A 17596-nucleotide genomic window follows, 5' to 3' on the forward strand; every position below is an offset into this window, starting at 1 on the left:
GATAAAGATATAAATTAATGAAAACAATCCTTTCGCACAATTGGATAAATTTGTAGAATTGTGTATATTTTTCAACCTCACATAAGAAAATTGACATACTTTCGACTTAGTTATATTCTATAATATATAGACAAAAAGGAGAGTGTTGATATAAGAAAGAATTTTATATCATATGTGATACTATGAAGAAAAAAACCACGAAAAATTTATTTATTTTAATAGCAATTATCTATCTATTTAATCATATATCAAATATTTCTATTTTACCGGTGAATGCCGAAGATTTTCTTGATACCGGGAATGACTCTATTACACAAGTAGAAGAATATGAATCTAACGAAATTATTATTAATTATAAAGATACTATTGATCATCCTGACAGTAATAAAACCTTGGCATCCATTAATGATGAAGGTATATCTGAATTGTCCGATACAAGTATAATTGTTGAATTAAAGAATAAATCAGACTTATCTGAAGCAATAGATATATTAGAGGCAGACGAAAACATTGCTTCGATTCAACCAAATTATGTTTATAAAACAAATGCAATAAGTGAAGAACCTTATTATTCATTGCAATGGGCGTTGGAGAATAAGGGAGTATTTGTGGATCAATTCGGTACTTCCTCCAGGATAGATTTAGATATGAATGTATCTGACATTCCTGATGATTTTACCTGGAATAGAGAGGTTATCGTAGCAGTTATAGATACTGGGATTGCAAATACCCATGAAGATTTAAAAGATTCTATGTGGATTAATCCAATGGAAATAGCAGGAGATGGCATTGATAATGATTCCAACGGTTTTGTAGATGATATTTATGGATGGAATTTTTATTCAGACTCCAATGTAGTTTATAACCGTAGAACTTTAGACGATCATGGAACACATGTTGCAGGTATCGTCGCTGCATCACAGAATAAATATGGTATTGCCGGTGTTGCTTCCTTTGCCAATGTAAAAATCATGACACTCCAGGCATTAGGCGGCAGTGAAGGCTCTGGTTCAACAGAATCTATAATTAAAGGAATTCAGTATGCTGAGAAAATGGGCGCTTCCATCTGCAATATTAGTGCCGGTACTTATAATAATGATATTGCATTACAAAATTCCATCAAAAAATCAAAAATGTTATTTGTTGTAGCTGCTGGCAATGGTGATGATGATAACAAAGGCTTAAATAATGATACTACACCAATTTATCCAGCTTCTTTTAATCTGGATAATATTATATCCGTGGCAAATCTAACCTGTAACGGAACATTGCACCCTTCTTCTAATTATGGAATCAATAGTGTTGATATTGCTGCACCCGGAACTTCAATCTGGAGTACACTTGCAGGGAATCGTTATGGATATCTTAGTGGTACCTCTATGGCAGCTCCTATGGTAACTGGTGTAGCCGCACTAATTTATTCCCATTATGATAAAATCACTTTAACACAGGTAAAAGCAATTATATTAAATTCTGTGAAAGAAGTAGATGGTCTGAATAATAAAATTTCTTCTGGTGGTATTCCTGATGCCTTTGCCGCATTAAATTACACAGATGAAGATTTATTAAATTTTGATCTGACTCCTCCAACAATAATTACTTCTGAAAAATATTTAACAAATTCATACTATAAATCATTAAATATAACGATAAAAGATAATTCAAACTCCCTATCCTCAGTTCGTTTTGCAAAAGGATCCAGGGCAAAAAGTTATTTTAATTCTCTCGGAACTAAACTAACTCTTAAAAATAATATTGGAACAATAAATGTGACTGATACTTCCACATATACTATATATGCCAAAGACAAAGCAGGGAATGAAACGATCAAAGTTGTTAAAGTAACAATTGTCAAACCCACCAAAATAACAACCATTTCTAAGAAGACCATGAAAATTGGAAGTATATATCATTTAAAACCTACGTTATATCCTGCTAATGTTCGTACTGGCCTGACTTTTAGAAGCACAAATAAAAACGTTGCCACAATTGGGCTTACACAAGGTAAGATAACAGCAAGGTCTAAGGGTACAACTACAATTACTGTAACGACCCAGAATGGTCTGACTGCTAAATTTAAATTAACTGTAACTAAATAATATCAGTCGAGGAAAAAAGTTATGAAAATTGATCGATTATTTGCAATAACTAATATTATTATAGATAAGAAAAATATCACTGCTGCAGAATTGGCAGCACATTTTGGAGTATCTGTCCGGACAATTTACAGAGATATTGACATCTTATCTTCAAACGGCATCCCAATATATACTTCTCAAGGAAAAGGAGGTGGAATCGCTATTATAGATGGTTATTCCATAGATAAAACTGTTTTGTCTGATGAAGAGCAAAAAAATGTTTTGGTTGCCTTGGAAAGTATAAAAGCAACAGGACGCTTTAACGTAGAAAGTTCTATTCACAAGTTAAGAAATATCTTTAAAAAGGATATGACCGATTGGATAGAGATTGATTTTTCCGGATGGGAGCAAAGTGATGCAGAAAAACAGATTTTTGAAATAATAAAGAAGGGGATTTTTAATTCCACTCCTCTTTCTTTTTCCTATTTTAGTAATAATGGTGAAAATACCAAGCGGATTGTTGAACCGTTAAAATTAATATTCAAAAGTAATAGCTGGTATCTATATGGATTTTGCAGATTGAGAAAAGATTATAGGTTCTTTAAATTAAGAAGAATGGATGACTTAGAAATCATTGAACATGATAAAGTAAAGGTAAATCTCCCAGAAAAAATATCTACATTTTATGAAAAAGAAACAGGAAAAAATATTCAACTGAAGTTAAAAATTAAAGAATCCATGGCATTTCGTATCTATGATGAATTTAGAACTGGTACTATAAATAAATCAGGGGATTCGTTGATTGTGGAAGCAGCAGTCCCTGATGGGGAATGGTTATATAATTATTTATTAAGTTTTGGTTCAAGCCTTGAAATTTTAGAACCATCTGACCTTAGAAAATCTTATAAAAAGGAAATTGAAAAAATTTTAAAAAAACATTCATAACATGACAATTAGTTGTCATGTTATATTTATTATAATGTGGTTACTAAAAAGAAAAGAGGTAATCACGATGAATTATGAAACCGTTTATTTAAACTCTAAAACAGTGGTAGGGCTGGCTGCAAGAACCAAGAACACTGATCCTGATATGACAGCTGTCATAGGTTCCTTATGGAATGATTTTTATCAAAATAGTATCTATGCTTCAATCAATAATAAGGTGAATGATAAAGCACTGGGAATCTATTCCGACTATGAAGCCGATGCAAATGGTGAATATAATATTACTGTTGCATGTGAAGTAGAAAAAGCAGAAGAGATACCTCCGTGTACAGTTGCAAAAGTAATACCTGCCGGAAAATATGCTAAATTCCTTGTACGGGGACATATGCAAAAGGCAGTAGCGGAATTTTGGCAAAAACTTTGGGCAATGGATCTTAACCGTGCATATACTTATGATTTTGAAGAATATCAAGATTCAAACGTGGACGAGGCTACTATTTATATCTATATAAGCATAAAATAAAACAGAAAAACTCAATATAAATTTTAATGGATCTTAAGGATCTAAATAAAATTTATATTGAGTTTTTCTATTTTTAAGTATTCCTTTGGCAAAGCGTCATGCCTGCAAAAGCTCTATTCACTTCTTAAAGCATCAATAGGATTCAATTTCGCTGCCTTATTGGCTGGCATATATCCAAATGCAATACCTATAGTAGCAGATACTGTAAATGCCAAAATGATAGAACCTGCAGATGGTACAGCACTGATCTTGAAAAGATTACCAAGCTGTATACTGCCTATTGAGCCTAAGATGATACCAATAATACCACCGATACTGCTTATCATGGCAGCTTCTATAACAAACTGTCTCATAATATCCTTTTTCTTAGCACCCAGAGATTTACGGATACCAATTTCCTTCGTTCTCTCTACTACGGATACTAACATAATATTCATAATTCCAATCCCTGCTACTAATAGAGAGATTCCTGCTATACCATTAAGTACTCCAGTCAATACCCCCATCATCTCTTCTACCATGTCAAGTAACTGAGTTAAACTGCTGATTTGAAATAAATCTTTATCTTTCATTACACTATATATATAATCATCTAATATTTTTTCTCCTGCTTCTACAAGTTCCGTATCAATCGCTGAGAAAGTAAAACTTGATATATCAGCAATATTAGCCATTCTTGCTGCATTTGAATATGGAATCAGAATACGATCATCACCACTGCCTTGTTCGGAATCTCCACTCTCTTCTAAAATTCCGATAACAGTATATAACTGGCTGTTTATCTTAATAGAGTCACCAATATTAACATTCCCATCATATAATTCATCTCTGATATAAGTTCCTATAACACAGACATTGTTACGTGTTTTAATATCAGAATATTGGATGAATCTTCCTGTGGTCATTTTTAACTGATTAATATCCAGATAGTCTTCTCCAACGCCAATTACGCTGGTATCTACTGAATTGACTCCATTTTTTACTGTATAACCTGCATTTACATTAGGCGTTACAGCCTTAAAAATAGTAGGATTTTCATCTACAATATTATACATATCATCAACTTCAACATGCCTTGAACCAGTATTGGTAATTGCAACTGTTATATTGTTTGTTCCTAATTCCGAGAATTGTGACATAGTATCATCCGTAGCACCTTGCATTATTCCTGTTAAAGTAATAACAGAAGCGACACCAATAATCATGCCCAACATAGTGAGGAAAGAACGCATTCTATTACTGACAATACTTTTTATTGATAATCTAAATGCCTGCCCTATGCCCATGTTCTATTGTCTCCTTATATTCTTCTACTGCTCCGTCAAAAACAATCTGACCATCATGAATCTTAACTACCCTCTTTGCTTCCATGGCTATTGATTGGTCATGAGTAATAAGTACTATAGTGTTTCCCTCACTATTAAGTGTTTGTAAAAAATCTAATACTTCCCGGCTGGTTCTGGAATCTAAGGCTCCCGTTGGTTCATCTGCGAGTATAAGAGAAGGACTCCCTGCCAAAGCTCTGGCTATGGAAACTCTTTGCTGCTGACCACCGGACAGTTGATTGGGATGATTCTTCCACTTATCAGCAATTCCCACCTTTTCTAACGCATTCATGGCTATTTCTTTTCGGTCCTTTTTACTCATACCGGAATAAATCAGCGGCAGTTCCACATTCTCAAGTATATTCACTTTAGTAAGCAGATTATATTGCTGAAAAATAAATCCTATGGTTTTATTTCGTACTGCTGCAAGATCATCATCTTTCATTTTACTTACATCTTGCCCCTTTAATATATATTGGCCTTCCGTAGGAACATCTAAGGCGCCAATGATATTCATGATTGTTGATTTTCCGCTTCCTGATTTCCCCACAATTGCCACAAATTCGCCATCATAAATTTTTAAGCTGATTCCATTGTTGGCTCTTACTTCTGTATTACCCATTTTATATATCTTATATATATCAATCAGTTCAATAAGAGGTGTGCTTGCATTGTCCATTATAATGCCTCCTTATCTGGCTGGAGCTGCACTAGCACCATCCGTACGCTGTCTTCGCTGAGATCCATCTCCCTGACCCGGACCTCCCTCAGCAGGAGCTACCATCGCTCCTCCGGGCATCATCATTACTGTTGTGCCGCCCTGTCGTACCACATAAACTTCCTTCCCTTCCTCTAAACCGCTTTTTATCTCAATATAGTCATCGTTTGACAATCCAGTTTCAACTTTTACTTCTCTAAAACCGGCTGGTATGTCACCAACTGCTTCTTTCACTGATTCATCTTTCACATAGACTATATCGCCTCTCATTAAAGCATCTACCGGAACAGAAACTACATCCGATACACTTTCTGTAACGATCTCGCCAGTTACATTCATACCTGGAAGCAAATTACCTGGTTCTTTAATTTCCACTGTCACAGGATACTGTGTTACGCCACCATTAGTAGTACTTTGAAGACTGATATTCGTAACGAAACCTGTGATTTTAGCATCCGGAAGAGCATCTGCAGTTATTTTAACTTCCTGACCCACTTTCACACTCATAATATCTAATTCATCAATAGACATCTTAAAGACTAAAGCCGATAGATCATAGATGGTGCAAAGAGAATTTGTCATATTTGCAGCTCTGATTTTGTCACCTACCAATGCATTTTTAGTGATGATCTGCCCAGAGATTGGTGCCGTAACATTATAATCAGCCAAAGCATCTATTTGCTCTTCTAATGATTTTTCTGCATCTTCTACATTATCCCTGGCATTGTCTACTCCATCCTTGGCATTATCTACAGTTTTCTGGTATGTCTCTAACTGATCATCAATGGAATCATTATCAAGTGATGCAATAACAGACCCTTTTTTAACTCTGTCCCCTTCGTCAACACTTAACTTACTGATTTCACCGCTATTATCTGCCACTATAACAGAATCTTCAATTGCCTTAAATGTACCTACTCCACTGCTTGATATATTACCAACTAAAGCAGATGCATTTGTTTCCAGCGTAATCCCGCCTGGGTTTTTAACTTTTATGGTAACATCTTTAACAACACGGTTACCTGTTAATACTTTTTCAAGGGAACTCACTTTTGTAATAGTTCCTTTTAATGTTTCACTGCTTCCATCTATCTCCACTACGGCTGATTTATTCACCCAGCTTTTTTTTACATCGGCAGAACTAAATGGTACAGTCAATAACATATAGCTGTTATCATATATTTTAGCTATTTGAGTCCCTGCTTGAATCTTACTGCCTTCTTCTATAAGCAGTTCCGTAATGATCCCATCCTTGTCAGATTTAACTGCATAATCTCCAAGGTCATCCAAAGCATCTTGATAATCCTCATCTGCTTTCCCTTTTTCTTCAAGAGCTTTTTCATAATTTCTCTTTGCACGTTCTACATTCGTTTTTGCTGACTCGATCTTAGTATCTAAATCTTCGGTGGTTATTTTATAAAGGATATCTCCTTCTTTTATTTGTTCACCCTCTTCAAAATCAGCGGCAATCACTTCACCATCCACTAATGTAGTTACTTCATAAGTATTAAGTGGTTCTATTGTTCCAGAGGAAGACAAAACTTTTTCTATATCCCTTTTTTCAGAAACTTCTGTTACGATAGCATCTTTCTGCATTTGCTCAAATTTACTTTTTGCTATATTAGATAAAATCGTTATGCCACCAATAATTACTGTAAGGATAATAGCAAGGACTCTGACCCATTTCCTTGAAAATATTTTTTTAATAATTCCTATGAACTTCTTACCTATATTTTTAAATATGTCACTCATGCCTATTTCCTTTCTTGTCTATTGTCTCCGCTGAGCTACTATAATCCTGATTCTTCCGCCGGATATTGTGGCTTCATCGTAATAAGCATATAAATTATATTTATTTAAATCTGATACTTTCGAAAGCGTTGTCTTATAATATTTGGATGAATTCAGTAAGTATACATCAACTTCATCCGCCATAATATATTCCTGACCATATGATTTTATCTTCATTCCATTTATCGATGAAATAAATGTATTTGATAAATTCTTAATTGATTCAATCGTATTTCCATTAAAATCAAACTTACAAACTCCTTTATTAACGCCTCCTATGTTTTCATTTGTTGTATATGTACTTTCTACGCCATCTATCATACATTGATAAGAAGATGTTAATTGATTCAAATTATTTATATTTGCAGTAGTGTCAATTAAAATACCGTAACTTGAAAGATCACCTGTAACATCGTCTAATATAAGTTCCTGAATTTCTTCATTTCCATTTAAAGAATAATATAATATGTTACTTGCATATAAGTGCATACCTGCTAATCTGCTGCTAGGAATCTTTATGTATTCCTGCTTTTTAACATCCAGAATTCTCACATCATTTGCAATGATACGTCCACCGACTACGCTGCCGTCTGAGCTGATATCTCCACTGATATCCCCTGCATATCTGTCATATTTACTGATACTTGCTTTACCATCACTATAACTTACAAATAGAATTTCTCCTGGTACATAATCATCCTTATCTCCCTGATATTCTACTTCTAATTTACGTCCGGAAGAATCTACTAAGGTCACGAACGAGCTTGTATATACTGACCCATTAATTCCATCTGTAAGCTTTTCTGATGTTTCCAGAACAACACCACCGATTTTAGCATTGTATTCACCCTCACTCAAAACACCAACCACCGTGTCATCTTTACCTAAAAGCAATGTAATTGCGTCTCCAATTTTTACATCTCCAAGAGTTGAAAATTCATAAGACATTTCTTTTGTTCCTAATGTATATGTAGAACCTGCTATTGTAATTTCAGTAGGATTTAATCTGCTTGGAGAAACTTCCTTAAGAATACCAGTTACTTTCTCACTGTATGCCCACACTGTTTTCAAATTTTTTGAATAATAAATAACATCATGAATCTCAATGGAATTCTTATCACTGATTACATCATTTCTATAGTATTTTACTGCTGTAAAGGGTAATGTACTGCTCCAACTTATGCTGGCAATAATAGGGCCATCCATTTCTTTATTCACCAGTTTCAAATAATCTAATTCCCCATCTGCATCCAATGCATAGCCTAATGTTGTTGCATATACCGTAGTATTATCTTTCATAGTTGAAACAAGCGTATTGTAAAAAAGATTGGCACAATCAGCTCTATTTAAACTTTCATTTTTTGTTTTAGAAATATTCTCATCTAAATCTTTAGAGGTATACAATGACATTTTCCCTGCATTTTTATTTGTGGCAAAATCCTCATTCGTATAGCCAAGTATTGCTACAATTCCATTGACAGCTTCTTGTAATGTTATGTTTTTATTAGGTTTGAAATTACCGTCTATATATCCGGTCATCCATCCTTGTGTTATGGCAAATTCAATATATCCGGCTCCTTCAAATTTACTTGTCACATCTTTAAATAAAGATATGCTGGTAGTTGCACCAACGGTATCTTTATATTTTGATAGATTCACAAGCATTTGTGCAAACTCGGCTCTTGTAACCGGATCCTGTGAACTCCCATTTGTTTGGCCTTCGGTATTCATAATCCCTAATACATCAATCACCTGATTTGCATATGCTGCATCATGTGTTTTGGCTCTTACTACTGTATTAGCTGGAATGAAGGTAGAAAGCATAGCTATTGCCAACAGGAAAGCTAATATTTTTTTCTTCATAGTACATTCTCCTTTTTTTGGTATTACATTGCTATATCTTACTATAGATTATAATTTTTAACAATGTATATTATGTGAAAAATATATGAATTATCTGTGAAAAAACTATCTTTTATTCTAATAAAAATCTAATCAATTTTTAATAAAATCTAATTTTCTTCCATTAAAAAAGAAAAACCGAGGCTGTTATAAGATCGAAATGGGACAGCCCCAGTTTTTCTTTTTATGAAATAAATTATGCGCTTAATTTAGATACTTCGTTATTATTCTTTTTTACAATATTCTTTTTTGTTTTAAATGCTATTTTTAGAAGAATAGGAGATATGATTGTTGTAGCTACCACAACAATTATAACCGGTCCAAATAAAGCGCTGGACATTAATCCCAGGGCTGCCCCCTTACTTGCCACAATCAGTGCGACCTCACCTCTGGAGACCATTCCGCTCCCTATCTGAATACTTTCTTTATTCGAAAACGAACAAATTTTTGCCCCTAATCCACAACCAATTATCTTAGTAATAATTGCAACAAATACTAATAGGATGGAGAATAATATAATAGCAAATGTCATCTTGGGTAGTTCCACCTTAAGTCCAATACTGGCAAAAAAGATTGGGGATAATAGAACATAAGATACTGTTTCAAATTTATTGGAAATAAATTTAGACGACTTGGAATTTGACAAAACCAATCCTGCAATATATGCACCAGTAATATCAGCAACTCCAAAGAATACTTCTGAGGAATATGCCATCAACAGACAAAAAACAAAAGCTAAAATAACAAATCTGCGCAGATCTCTTTGATATCTGCTTCTAATCTTGTGAAAAATAAAATAGAACACATACCCTGCTATAATAGCAAAAACAAAAAATGCGAATATTTTAAACAATACAGCTCCCACATTTACAGCTGTATCTGCAAGACTTGTTATAATTGTAAGAGCAATAATCCCAAGTATATCATCAATAATCGCAGCCCCAAGGATTGCATTCCCTACATTTGTATTTAATTTACCTAATTCTTTTAAAGTTTCTACAGTAATACTAACAGATGTTGCAGTTAATATAACTCCTATAAATATATTTTGTAAAAATATATTTGCAGAGGCATTTGAATCAATAATCCCAGGTTTATTAAAAATGTACGCTATTGCAAATCCACCAACCAGAGGAACGATAACGCCTAAAATCGCAATAATAAGTGATGCTTTTCCAGTTTTTTTTAATTCTCCAATATCTGATTCAAGTCCAGCCGCAAACATTAATAAAATTACGCCAACTTCTGATAGTGAAATAATAAATTCCGTTTCATTTAACACATTAAGCATAGCAGGTCCTAATAATAATCCTGCAAGAAGTGCACCCACTACCTGAGGCATTTTAAATTTTTTTGTTACAAGACCTAACACTTTCGTACTTAGTAAAATTAAAGCTAAGTCCAATAAAAACTTATAAGATTCCATAATAATTCCTTTCAGTATATATTACATCACTTTTTGTTATAAAAACAATTTTGTTCCCAACAATTTATAATATTACCCCCATTGCTTTTTTAAATCAATAGGATTTTTATACGTTTACGTTATAAATTTAACTATTACTTTGTATAAATAGGATTTATTACATAATACCTGCAATGGACCTTGTGCTAATATCATACATATGAGCTGTTTTATCTATTAATTACTTAGATATATATTTAACATAAAGTAAAAATATTTCTACATATTTATTCTGAAATAGACAGATAGAAAAAATAGATATGCTAATGGCTAATAATAACCTAACATACCTATTTCTATATCACAATTTCTCAGCAATTTTTAACAGTTCTTCTTCATTCACATAGCTTGTAAGGCATCCCATACCCTGTACACAGGTTCCACCCGTTATATTTCCAAAAAGAATGGCATCTTTCACGGAATAATCATGGTATAAACCATAAATAAATCCACTTAAGAATGCATCTCCTGCTCCAGTTGCATCTGTGATCTTTATATCTTTTAGTGGGGGTATGATATAGGAACATTCTCCCTCCAGGCACATGCATCCATCTTTATCCAGCTTAATAATTACGTTTTTAAAATATTTCTTTAATTTTTCAGCTGCCTCCATAACATTACCTGAGTTTGTAATCTTAAGGGCTTCCTTTTGATTCGGTGTGAAATAATCTGCAAGTTCAAGATAATCAGAATATTTCTCCAGGGACATTTCTTCATCCCAGCCCACATCAAAAATAAGCTTCGTACCATCCTCTTTTAAGCGCCTATAAACCTCCAGATAGCCTATATGCATATCTGCTATTTTAGCACCTTTTAATTTTTGATATATACTTTCCTGATCTGATTTTGTAATCTCAGGCCTATCGCTAAAAGAGATGAAAGTACGATCTCTTTTCGTAGTTATGATAGATGTTATGGTAAGTGGAATCCCATTTCCCTTATACATATTATAATATTTCGTATTATAATGATCTAATTGCTCTTTTGCATAATTGGAGAACATATCATTCCCTAAAAATGTACAGAACTTTGTAGGGACACCTAATCTTGACAGATTCACCATGGTTGCCGGTATCCCTCCCCCCAGCTGTATATCAAACTTTTCTGAATATACTTCTTCTCCTTCATTTGGTACATTCTTTATTCCAGAATATAGTATATCTACATTAATCATTCCTACTCCGGATACAAAGCCCATTCTAATTCCACCCTTCAATATATTCATCATTCGTAGTTAAGTATTGATTTACCAAAGTTTTAGCCAGTGAATAGGAATTCACTAATGGATGAACCATTAAACAATCAATTGCCTGCTGTATATTACGATTCCTTATCGCCTCAGAAGCAAGCCGTTCATAAACTTTTACCCTTCGGATCAATTCCATTGGAAGTTCCTCCAGTTCTTCAAACTTATGAGGAATATAACCATCTTTCGTTATAGTACAGCTGATTTCTACCACGTCTGTATTCTTTAATCCTTTAATGGCTCCATTGTTTGGCACACAAAGAATCATATCCTGTGGTTCATTGGATAATTCAGCCTCAATATATTTTAAAGCAACCCCTGCATATCCTCCACTGTCTTTTTCATAAATGTCAAATTTAAAAGCAGGTTTCTTGCTCTTTACTCCGGTCTCATTTGCCATATAGGCAGTTTCACGTTTATCATACCACTTTTCAAACACTCTCAGGCAATTATCGAAATCGCCTTCTACATCCATTTTTGATAATTCATTCGTCATCTGTATATTAATGTCTCTAATAACCTCTCCTCTGGTAACATTAGCGGCAAGAATATTCGAAATCGCTTCCTCCCGGTAATAAAAATAATATAAATACTCATTTAAGATACATCCAATATGTAATACCAGCTCTTTTTCAAAAAATCTCATATCCGTCTCTGAATAAATCCGATCATCTTGAAGTAATTCAGGCATAATTTCCCTGCCATTTAATTTAATGCTTTTAAAAAAAGATAAATGGTTCAGTCCATAACATTCCCCTGTCACTTCATCCTGACTGACTCCATATAATTTTGCAAAAGAATGGAGCAAAGAACTTGGAGCATCACATATTCCATAAGTGAAATCATACCCCATATCTCTTAATGTCTGGGACACAACACCTGCAGGATTCGTAAAATTGAATACTTTCACATCCTTTTTTCCATGCTTTTTAATTAATTCGCAATAATCTGCTAATACAGGTACCGATCTCATAGCAAAAGAAAAACCTGCCGCTCCTGTGGTCTCCTGCCCCAGAAGATTATGGGATAATGCAGTCTTTTCATCCTTTATACGCATTTCATCTTCCCCTACGCGGATAGTCGTAATGATATAATCTGCCTCTTCTATTGCTTTTATTGGATCTGATGTCAGACTAAAATTTAGCGAACTATCAATCCTGTTTGCTACCTGTTTTGCCATCTTTCCATATATATTTAATTTTTTCTCGTTGTTATCCATGAATACGATCTTTGTAATACCTAATCTTTTGCCATTCTGTGCTAAGCTCTTAGCAAGAAACATTGAGCGAACACCGCCGCCACCAATTACAGTTATTTTCATTGATATCCTCCTTGTCCTGCATTTAATATCATTAATAGTCAGACTCATTCATACGGAATAACTTATTGATGGTAAATACTACAAAAATCCCAAGTATGATCAGTAAAACACCCATCATATTTGCATAGCCATAATTATTATCCGTTAGAGATGTTTTGTATAGATATAATGGCAGATTCAATGTTGTGATACCTGGACCGCCATTGGTTGTTAAGTATATTAATTCAAATTCCCTCAGCATACTTGTCGCTGATATTATCACACATGTTCCAAGTATATTTCGAACAAGAGGTAATCTGATTTTCAGATCTATTTTAAAACCAGACGCTCCATCTATTTTAGCTGCTTCTATAATGTCATCTGAAACTGACATTACTCCTGCAAGTATTAAAATCATAACTAAACCGGCATATAGCAGCCAGCTCCAGGTAACTGTAAGAAATGCCGTATTTTGATCAAAATACCAGTTCTTTGAAAAATCTTTCCCTGTAATCCCACCTATAAAAGAGTTTATTAGTCCATATTTGGAATTAAAAACATTTAAGAATATTACACCTAATGCTGCTGCCGAGATAACATTAGGAATCATAAATATGGTCCTAAGAACTTTCCAGCCCCTGCGTTTACGAGCAAGTAAAAATGCTGTAATGGTTCCTATCCCAACGTGGACTATTGATTGAAGCAATGCCCATATCCCTGTATTCTTAAGTGCCTGATGCATTCTGGTATCATTTATGAAAGCTTCCATATAATTATCTAATCCAACAAAATGAAACACTCCTCCTGCTCTCCAATCATAGAACGAAGTTATAAATACAATTCCCATTGGTATTAAATAAATCAAAGCGAACAACAGGATGCATGGCAATAAGAAACATAGCATCATACTTTTCTTTACACGCATATCAGTCACCTCCATCCTTCTTCCTCTGCCTCCATTTAACAGACCGGCAGAGGAAGAAATAGTATATTATTCTAATTAATTTTTCTCAGCTGCTTTTGTCAGAGCTGCCGCAAATTTTTCTGGTGTAATCTCCCCTTGAGCCAGCAGTGGATATTGAATACTGATTTCGTCCACTACATTAGCATACCACAGGCTTTGGAAGTCATTGATATTTCTTGCTGCATTATTACCATTTTCAATTACTTCATTAATAATAGGATAGATCGTGTCTGAAGTAACCGTTACATCGGATGGTATATCTCCTGTCATTTCTAACATCTTCTGCTGACTCTCTTTCGATGTTAGAAATCTTACGAAATCCAGGGAAGCATTAAGTTTATCTTCCGTTTTAGAAGCAATGTGAAATCCAATTTTACCGCTATTATACATAACTCCTTCTGGAAACATTGCTGTACCAATCTTGTCAGCAAATCCTTCTTCTACCATTGCTGTATCATAAAAATCGCTCACCATCCATGGACCATTTGCAATGATTGCCGTTTGTTCCATGAAGAAATTGCTTGCACCATTTTCATATTTGCCGCCAATTGCATCAGAGGTAGTATATTTTTGGAACATTTTTTGAATCATAGCAGCTGCATTGATGAATTCAGGTGTGTTGTAGTTGGATGGCAGGGAAGTATTCATGAACTGTTCTCCTTCATCTGTGGATGCTACCATAGCTCCTAAAATTAAGGATGTCAGCCATCCGGAATCTGCAGTATCCATTGAAACCGGAGTAATTCCAGCCGCTAATAATTTATCACACTGTACAAAGAATTCATCCCATGTTTTCGCTGGCTCTGTAATGCCTGCTTTTGCAAATAAATCCTTGTTATAAAAATACCCTATGACCTGTCTTGAATATGGAATGCCATAAATTTTTCCATCTCTTGAATTAACATTCCAACATACTTCACTATTTGCTGCTTTCCAGTCAGCATCGATATAGTCTGTTAAGTCCTTAAGCTGGTCTTTCATTGGATCAATTAGATTGTAACCTCCGGCACTGATCACATCGGGCAAAGAATTGGAAGAATATAAGACCTTCATTTTATCTACATATGCCTGGTCCCCTGCTATTTCCTCTACAACCACCTTATACTTATCTTTGTATTGCTCGTTAAATGCTGCAAGACGATCATTAAACCACTCTGTATTCGTACTTACACCTACCCAGGATGTAGGAAAACTTATCTCAACAATCTTTCCAGTTTCTTCTGTGTTATTAACATTGCTGCTTTCTGTATCCGGGGCCGTACCGCCTTTTTCTTTTGAGCATCCCACAAATAAGCTTACAGCCATGGAACAGGTCAATAGTGCCACTAAACATTTTCTAATACTTTTTTTCATAATAATTCCCCTTTCTTGAAATACATTATATATTCAGACACCAAAGTGTCAGATTATCCTTTAATAGACCCAGCCACCATACTATCTGTTATTTGTTCCTGCAATAATGTATAAATTAAAATACTTGGGATGATAACCATGGCAAGAGCTGCAAACATTGCTGTATAATTAAATGAAAATTGGGATGTAAAATAGTTAAGAGCTAATGGTAACGTTCTTGCATTGGTACTTTTTGTCAGGATTAAAGCAAACATGAATTCATTCCAGGCAGTTAAAAATTGCAGTATTGCTGCCGTTGCTAATCCCGATTTGGCAATAGGAAATACAATTGTAAAATATGTACGGATAAATCCTGCTCCATCCAGATATGCGGCTTCTTCCAATTCAACAGGTATACTTTGAAAATAACTTTTAATAATAAATAATGAGGCAGGTAATCCTAATGCCGCATATACAATAATAAGCCCCGTCTTAGAATCATACAGTCCGATTTTCGTCATGATAATATAGATTGGCATTAATAATGATGAAGTAGGAATCAGAAGAGAAGAGGATAGTAATAAAGTTAAGATCGTTTTCCCTTTAAAACAACATCTTGCCAAAATATACGCGGCCATTGATACAACAATAATATTAAGGGTAGTACTTACAAACCCGATAAACAAACTATTTCCATAGAATTTAAATATTGGAGCCAAGTCCAGGGCTGCCTTGTATCCACTAAAATTAAAACTGCCTGGCATTGCAAAAGCCGAGGATAAAATTTCTTTGTTGGATTTAAATGAGGACATCACAATCCAAATTAAAGGGCCTATCGATATAAGGACAAAGAATGCTAAATAAATCCACCGTATTAAGTTTTGAAAAGCTACAACAATTCCTTTATTTTTCATATATATTTACTCCTCTGTTCTGGGTACATGTACCGCCTTTGATAAGCTTATAGGGTAAGGTTATTTCCAGGTTACTGTTTGCCGCATCCAGTTCTTGAAAAGCTTCCAATGTTTTAGTTACAAATTCTTTAATTGGCTGGTGTATCGTCGTAAGTCTGGGAATTATCCTGTTTGCGACAGATATATCATCAAATCCTAATACTGAAACATCTTCCGGTACCTTAAGATCAAAATCATGCAATGCAGAAATGGCTCCCAAAGCCATCTCATCACTAAATGCAAAAATTGCTGTAAAGATTGTTTTCTTTTCTAAGAATTGCTTTGTCAAGCGATATCCGGTTTCATATGTAACAGGGCCACAACCTAACATTTCTTCTTCATTAATATTGATTCCAATTTCATCAAGAGCCCGTTTACATCCTGTAAAACGTTGAAAGCATGATGCTATATTACGTAAATGGTCCGATAAGAATAGAATCTTTTCATGTCCTAAACTAATAAGATATTTTGTCCCCTCATAAGCTGCAGCAATATCATTAATATGCACCATCTCAGATCTACTGTCGAAAGATGCCCCTGCACACATTACAGTCTTGATTTTTTTTGAGGAAATATAATTAATAATATCCCTGTCAATTGCTTCATCCAGATATATCACACCAACAATATTCATCTCTTTAAAGAAGATCTTATAATGATCACTTCCTTCGATTGTTGGTATAAAAACAATTCTATAGTTATACCTTGGAATTTGTTCAATCAGCTCCTTTAAAACTTCTCCATAGAAACCCAGCTGCAAATCCGGAATTAAAACAGCTATCACTCCATTATCTCTGCACTTCTTTGATTTTGGTGTATAGCCCAGCTCTTTTGCTACTCTTTCAATATTTCTTGCTGCTTCAGTACTTACTACATCACTTCCGGAATAATATCTTGAAACGGTTGCCGGAGAAACCCCTGCTGCTTTTGCTATTTCTCTTACAGTCAATGACATTATTTTCACCTCACTCATATTGTTTCAGAAACAAATTTTGTATATAATCACCATATTTTTATAATCATTTTTAAATATTTTATCATTTATAACAATTTC

14 protein-coding genes are annotated in these 17596 nt (G+C 34.3%); 3 read left to right on the plus strand and 11 right to left on the minus strand.

The features are described from left to right. Nucleotides 1-182 precede the first annotated feature (182 nt). From EDD66_RS00100 to EDD66_RS00110, 3 genes are all read left to right on the plus strand, one after another. Complete coding sequence (locus tag EDD66_RS00100; protein WP_123607512.1) at nt 183-2099, plus strand: S8 family peptidase; 1917 nt, start codon at nt 183-185, stop codon at nt 2097-2099. Nucleotides 2100-2120: 21 nt separating this feature from the next. Next, nucleotides 2121-3023, plus strand: a complete 903-nt coding sequence (locus EDD66_RS00105; protein WP_123607513.1) for a helix-turn-helix transcriptional regulator — start codon at nt 2121-2123, stop codon at nt 3021-3023. Nucleotides 3024-3090: 67 nt separating this feature from the next. Continuing rightward, complete coding sequence (locus EDD66_RS00110) at nt 3091-3546, plus strand: GyrI-like domain-containing protein (protein WP_123607514.1); 456 nt, start codon at nt 3091-3093, stop codon at nt 3544-3546. 113 nt (nt 3547-3659) lie between these two features. On the opposite strand, the gene EDD66_RS00115 is transcribed toward EDD66_RS00110, so the two are convergent. The 11 genes from EDD66_RS00115 to EDD66_RS00165 form a co-directional block, all read right to left on the minus strand. Then, nucleotides 3660-4832 carry an ABC transporter permease gene (locus EDD66_RS00115; protein ID WP_243115270.1) on the minus strand — a complete coding sequence of 391 codons (1173 nt, stop codon included), beginning with the start codon at nt 4830-4832 and terminating at the stop codon, nt 3660-3662. Next, nucleotides 4810-5550, minus strand: coding sequence for an ABC transporter ATP-binding protein (locus tag EDD66_RS00120; protein WP_123607515.1), 741 nt, complete (start codon nt 5548-5550; stop codon nt 4810-4812). Before EDD66_RS00120 ends, EDD66_RS00115 begins: the two co-directional genes overlap by 23 nt. Before the next feature lie 12 nt (nt 5551-5562). Then, nucleotides 5563-7341 carry an HlyD family efflux transporter periplasmic adaptor subunit gene (locus tag EDD66_RS00125; protein WP_123607516.1) on the minus strand — a complete coding sequence of 593 codons (1779 nt, stop codon included), beginning with the start codon at nt 7339-7341 and terminating at the stop codon, nt 5563-5565. A gap of 18 nt (nt 7342-7359) precedes the next feature. Then, nucleotides 7360-9243, minus strand: coding sequence for an S-layer homology domain-containing protein (locus EDD66_RS00130; protein WP_123607517.1), 1884 nt, complete (start codon nt 9241-9243; stop codon nt 7360-7362). Nucleotides 9244-9478: 235 nt separating this feature from the next. Then, nucleotides 9479-10708, minus strand: a complete 1230-nt coding sequence (locus EDD66_RS00135) for a cation:proton antiporter (RefSeq protein ID WP_123607518.1) — start codon at nt 10706-10708, stop codon at nt 9479-9481. 340 nt (nt 10709-11048) lie between these two features. Beyond that, a complete protein-coding gene (locus EDD66_RS00140) occupies nt 11049-11945 on the minus strand; it encodes a carbohydrate kinase family protein (protein ID WP_123607519.1) in 897 nt (298 codons plus the stop codon). Nucleotide 11946: 1 nt separating this feature from the next. Then, a complete protein-coding gene (locus EDD66_RS00145; protein WP_123607520.1) occupies nt 11947-13314 on the minus strand; it encodes a family 4 glycosyl hydrolase in 1368 nt (455 codons plus the stop codon). A gap of 31 nt (nt 13315-13345) precedes the next feature. Beyond that, a complete protein-coding gene (locus EDD66_RS00150) occupies nt 13346-14218 on the minus strand; it encodes a carbohydrate ABC transporter permease (protein WP_123607521.1) in 873 nt (290 codons plus the stop codon). Nucleotides 14219-14293: 75 nt separating this feature from the next. Beyond that, nucleotides 14294-15610 carry an ABC transporter substrate-binding protein gene (locus tag EDD66_RS00155; RefSeq protein ID WP_123607522.1) on the minus strand — a complete coding sequence of 439 codons (1317 nt, stop codon included), beginning with the start codon at nt 15608-15610 and terminating at the stop codon, nt 14294-14296. A 53-nt stretch (nt 15611-15663) separates the two neighbouring features. Further along, nucleotides 15664-16503, minus strand: a complete 840-nt coding sequence (locus EDD66_RS00160; protein ID WP_123607523.1) for a carbohydrate ABC transporter permease — start codon at nt 16501-16503, stop codon at nt 15664-15666. Continuing rightward, nucleotides 16493-17497: a LacI family DNA-binding transcriptional regulator gene (locus tag EDD66_RS00165; RefSeq protein WP_243115271.1), complete on the minus strand. Its 1005-nt coding sequence runs from the start codon at nt 17495-17497 to the stop codon at nt 16493-16495. The genes EDD66_RS00160 and EDD66_RS00165 overlap by 11 nt, the downstream gene beginning before the upstream one ends. Between the last annotated feature and the right edge of the window lie 99 nt (nt 17498-17596).

This window comes from Mobilisporobacter senegalensis, from assembly GCF_003752155.1.
GTDB classification, from domain to species: Bacteria; Bacillota; Clostridia; order Lachnospirales; family Lachnospiraceae; genus Mobilisporobacter; species Mobilisporobacter senegalensis.